Below are 3784 nucleotides of genomic sequence, written 5' to 3'. Positions count from 1 at the left end.
GCAGGTGGCACATCTTCCCGGATCATCAGCGCCGGCATGGTCCGCTCCCAGAAGCCATGCCCGCCGATGAATCACGATCGCCCGCGTCGCATCAAGCACGCGAGTCAGCCCTTTATGGGGTTGGTATCACCAGCACCGGCGCGAATGCCGCCGCGCCGCAGACCGTGCCGGTCGCCGCCGGTCGCGCCGGAGCGTCCTTCGCCGTGCCACCGCCGGGCGGCGGCTATCGCCTGCGTGCGATCGAGACGGCCGACCCGACGCTGCTCGCGCTCTCGCCGCCCTTCGCGGTGACCTTCCCGCCGAAGCTGCTCGTCGAGACCGGCGGGCGGCTGCTGAACGAGAGCGGCGCCCTGCTGCTGCTCTGACGCCCCCCCGCCCACGCCCCGCGCCCCGCAAGAGAGAGACCCCATGTCCGACACCAAGATCAGCGCCCTCCCCGCCGTCGCCGCCGCCGCCGATGCCGACCTCCTGCCGGTCGTGCAGGGCAGCGGCGGCGGCGCGGTGACGCGACGCGCGAGCCTCGCGCAGCTGCGCTCAGGCCTGCTCGCCGACCGCCCCGTCCATGTGCGCGACTTCGGCGCGGTCGGCGATGGCACCACCAACGACGCGCCCGCCATCCAGGCGGCGGTCGACGCTCTGGCGGCCAATGGCGGCGGCGTCCTGCAGGTCGGCCCGCGCGCCTACCGCATCGGCACCCCGGTCGTGGTCAACAGCGCCGCCATCGTCCTGCAGGGCGCGGGCTTCAACGAGGGACCCAATGCCGCCAGCGGCACCTGGCTCACCATCAGCCAGACCGGCTTCACGCCCTTCACCTTCACCGGCGCCGCCACGCGCGGCTCGGTGGTGCGCGACCTGGCCGTGCGCCAGACGCATTCGGCGACGGTCGGCCCGGCCTGGACGCCGACCAACTACGACTTCGTCTTCCGCATCCAGGACTGCCTGGGCGGGATCGACTTCGACAACGTCATGCTGTGCGGCATCAACCGCGGCATCTGGATCGACAATTCCGGTCGCTTCAACATCCAGCGCCTGCGCGGTCAGGTCTACACCACGGGCATCGAGATCGACCGCAGCTACGAGACCGGGCGCATCCAGCACCTGCATTTCTGGCCCTTCGCCCAGCCCGCCGACGACGTCGTGCGCTGGCAGCAGGCGAACCAGGACGCGGTGGTGCTGCGCCGCGTGGACGGCATCTTCATGGACGACCTGTTCGTCTTCGCCGCACGCTCGGGCCTGCGGTTCACATCCTCGGCCTCGGGCATCGCGCAGAAATTCTACATCGGCAGCTACTATTCCGACTTCACGCAGTACGGGCTCTGGGTCGACGGCAACAACGTGGCCGGGCAGATCGCCAACATCACCACGCAGTCGGAGCTGTTCAACGCCGGCGGCGCCGCCTATGCCGGCGGGCAGGGCATCCGCATCGACGGCAACAATGCCCGCATCCAGATCGGCAACCTGCGCGTCGACGATGCCGAGAGCAATGCGATCCGCGTCAACGGCACGGGCAACCGCCTCGACATCTTCTCCTTCCGCGCCGAGTTCTACAACACGCTGAACGACGGTTCGGCCGCGATCCATGTGGCCAATGTCGCCTCCGGAACGCCCAACGCCGTCTTCCTCGGCAGCCCGGCGCTGCTGGGCAACGGCAACAGTGGCCCGCTGGTCAATGGCGGCACCAATGGCTACGTCGCGCTCTCGGCACCCGCCGGGCGCGTCGACCGCCCGGGTGTCATGGTGGGCAGCGAGGCGAGCGGGATCTTCGCCCCCGCCAGCACCGAGATCGCCGCCGTCACGGCTGGGGTCGAGGTGTTCCGCGCCAGCTCGGCCGGCAACATCTCGCTGGGCGGGGTGAACGGCGCGCATGGCTTCGGCATCAGCACGCCGGCGAGCTCGGTCAACCGCGTGCTCGCCACCAGCGCGGCCTCCGGCGGCACGCCGAGCCTCGCGATCCAGGGCAGCGACGCGAATGCGGGCATCGCGCTGGCGGCCAAGGGCACCGGCACGGTCCGTCTGCAGACGCGCGGCGCCACCGCGCTCGAGGTCAACGCCACCGGCACGCCGGGCAACTTCGTGCGGGTGAATGCGACCGCCGCCGGCGGCACGCCGCAGCTGCTCGCGCAGGGCACCGACACGAATGTCGCGCTGCAGCTCTCGGCCAAGGGCGCGGCGGCGGTCAGCGCGACCAACCCGCTGCAGCTGGCGGGCTACACGGTGGCGACCCTGCCCGCTGCCGCGAGCTACGCCCGCAGCCTGATCTTTGTCTCCGACGGCACCGCGAACAAGCGCCTGGCGATCAGCGACGGCACCAACTGGCGCTGGCCGGACGGCGCGGTGGTGAGCTGAAGCACGCAGGACAGCGAAGGACACCGCAGCCATGGCCTCCCTCACCGACTACGCCAAGAACCTGCTCGCCCGTGCCCTGGTGGGCCGGCAGCCCTCCCTGCCCGTCGCCGCCTGGGCGGCGCTGGGCACCGGCGGCACCGATGCCGCGGGGCTCGCGGGCGAACCCGCGGCGGCCTCGGGCTATGCCCGCCAGCCGGTCGTCTTCACCGGCTCCGGCGCGCAGCGCAACACCGCGCCGCTGCGCTTCGCCTTCACCACCGGCGTCGGCACCATCACCCACGTCGGGCTGTATGATGCGGTGGCGGGCGGCAATGCGCTGGCCTGGGGCACGCTCGGCACGCCGGCCACGCTCGCCGCCGCGGGCACCGTCACCATCCCGGCCGAGAGCCTGACCGTGCTCGCGGACTGACGCTACTCCACGGCGATGCGGTTGCGGATGCCCGCGCCGGCCGAACGTCCGGCGTCGATCAGCGCCTGAGTGCGGTCGCGCGCCCAGGTGGCGCCCATGTTCGGGCGCAGGTCCGCATCGCGTTCGTCGACCACGGCATAGGTCACGAGGAACCCCTGCCCCGCACGCCCGGCGATGATGGCGAGCTCCACCACCATGAAGCTCACATGCAGCTCGGGCGTGCAGGATCCGCCGCGGTCGATCGCCATGCGGACTTCCCGCTGAAGCCCGGCGGTGAAGGCCAGCGCGTCGTCGCGCGCGTCGTTGTGGCGCACGACATGGATGCAGGACGCGGCCGCGCCGCCCGACCAGGCCATCCCCAAGAGCATCGCCAGCGCCGCGCGCACCGAAGCCTCCTTCCGCTCATCGCCCGCGGAGGATGCCCGCAAGCGCGCCGCGCCGCACCCCCTTCGAAGGAGCCCCCGCCATGGACCCGCGCCAGACCCGCGGCTACCGCAACCGCAACCCCGGCAACATCGACCACGTGCCGGCGAATCGCTGGCAGGGCCTGGCCGACCCGCCGGTCGAGCCCCCCCCGGCCGGCGGCGGCCGGGCGCGATTCGCGCGCTTCGTCAGCCACGAATACGGCATCCGCGCGCTGGCCGCGCTGCTGACCACCTACCAGGACCGCCATGGGCTGCGCACGATCCGCGGCATCGTCTCGCGCTGGGCGCCGGGCCAGGAGAACGACACGGAGGCCTACATCGCCGCAGTGGCGCGGCGGATGGACCGCCACCCGCGCGCGGTGCTGGACCTGCACAGCCATGCCGACCTGCGCCCGCTGGTCGAGGCGATCATCACGCACGAGATCGGCGGCAATCCCTATGACCGCGCGACGATCGACGCCGGGCTGCGCCTGATGGGCGTAACACCCGAGGGGCGTGCGGCGGCGGCGCGCAGCGGCACGGTGCGCGCGGCGGCCGGCACCGCGGCGGCGGGTGTCGCGGCAACGACGCTCGTGCAGCCGCTGGCGGAGGCCGCCGCCCAGGC

The 3784-nt window shown here is 72.5% G+C and carries 5 protein-coding genes; 4 read left to right on the top strand and 1 reads right to left on the bottom strand.

The window, feature by feature from the left end:
- The first annotated feature begins 203 nt into the window (after positions 1–203).
- Genes HW578_RS24170 through HW578_RS24160 form a run of 3 tightly spaced genes read left to right on the top strand, consistent with a single transcriptional unit; the run spans position 204 to position 2755 of the window.
- Positions 204–365, top strand: coding sequence for a hypothetical protein (locus tag HW578_RS24170; protein WP_198373259.1), 162 nt, complete (start codon positions 204–206; stop codon positions 363–365).
- Between the two features lie 43 nt (positions 366–408).
- Positions 409–2346: a glycosyl hydrolase family 28-related protein gene (locus HW578_RS24165; RefSeq protein ID WP_198373258.1), complete on the top strand. Its 1938-nt coding sequence runs from the start codon at positions 409–411 to the stop codon at positions 2344–2346.
- A gap of 31 nt (positions 2347–2377) precedes the next feature.
- Positions 2378–2755, top strand: a complete 378-nt coding sequence (locus HW578_RS24160) for a phage tail fiber protein (protein ID WP_198373257.1) — start codon at positions 2378–2380, stop codon at positions 2753–2755.
- 2 nt (positions 2756–2757) lie between these two features.
- Here the strand turns inward: HW578_RS24160 and HW578_RS24155 are convergent, their stop codons facing one another.
- Positions 2758–3141, bottom strand: a complete 384-nt coding sequence (locus HW578_RS24155; RefSeq protein ID WP_198373256.1) for a hypothetical protein — start codon at positions 3139–3141, stop codon at positions 2758–2760.
- Between the two features lie 80 nt (positions 3142–3221).
- On the opposite strand from HW578_RS24155, the gene HW578_RS24150 reads away from it, so the two are divergent.
- Positions 3222–3784 (top strand): structural protein (locus HW578_RS24150; protein ID WP_198373255.1); only part of this gene is annotated, 563 nt, incomplete at its 3' end.

It is taken from the genome of Roseomonas rosulenta (assembly GCF_016106005.1).
Taxonomy (GTDB): Bacteria; Pseudomonadota; Alphaproteobacteria; order Acetobacterales; family Acetobacteraceae; genus Neoroseomonas; species Neoroseomonas rosulenta.
Note: the sequence above shows the minus strand (reverse complement) of the source record. Positions and strands in the feature narration are given on the sequence as shown.

Bases quoted from the DNA above. Each gene is read 5' to 3' on its own strand.
- HW578_RS24165 (WP_198373258.1), top strand. From the start codon at position 409: ATGTCCGACACCAAGATCAGCGCCCTCCCCGCCGTCGCCGCCGCCGCC.
- HW578_RS24160 (WP_198373257.1), top strand. From the start codon at position 2,378: ATGGCCTCCCTCACCGACTACGCCAAGAACCTGCTCGCCCGTGCCCTG.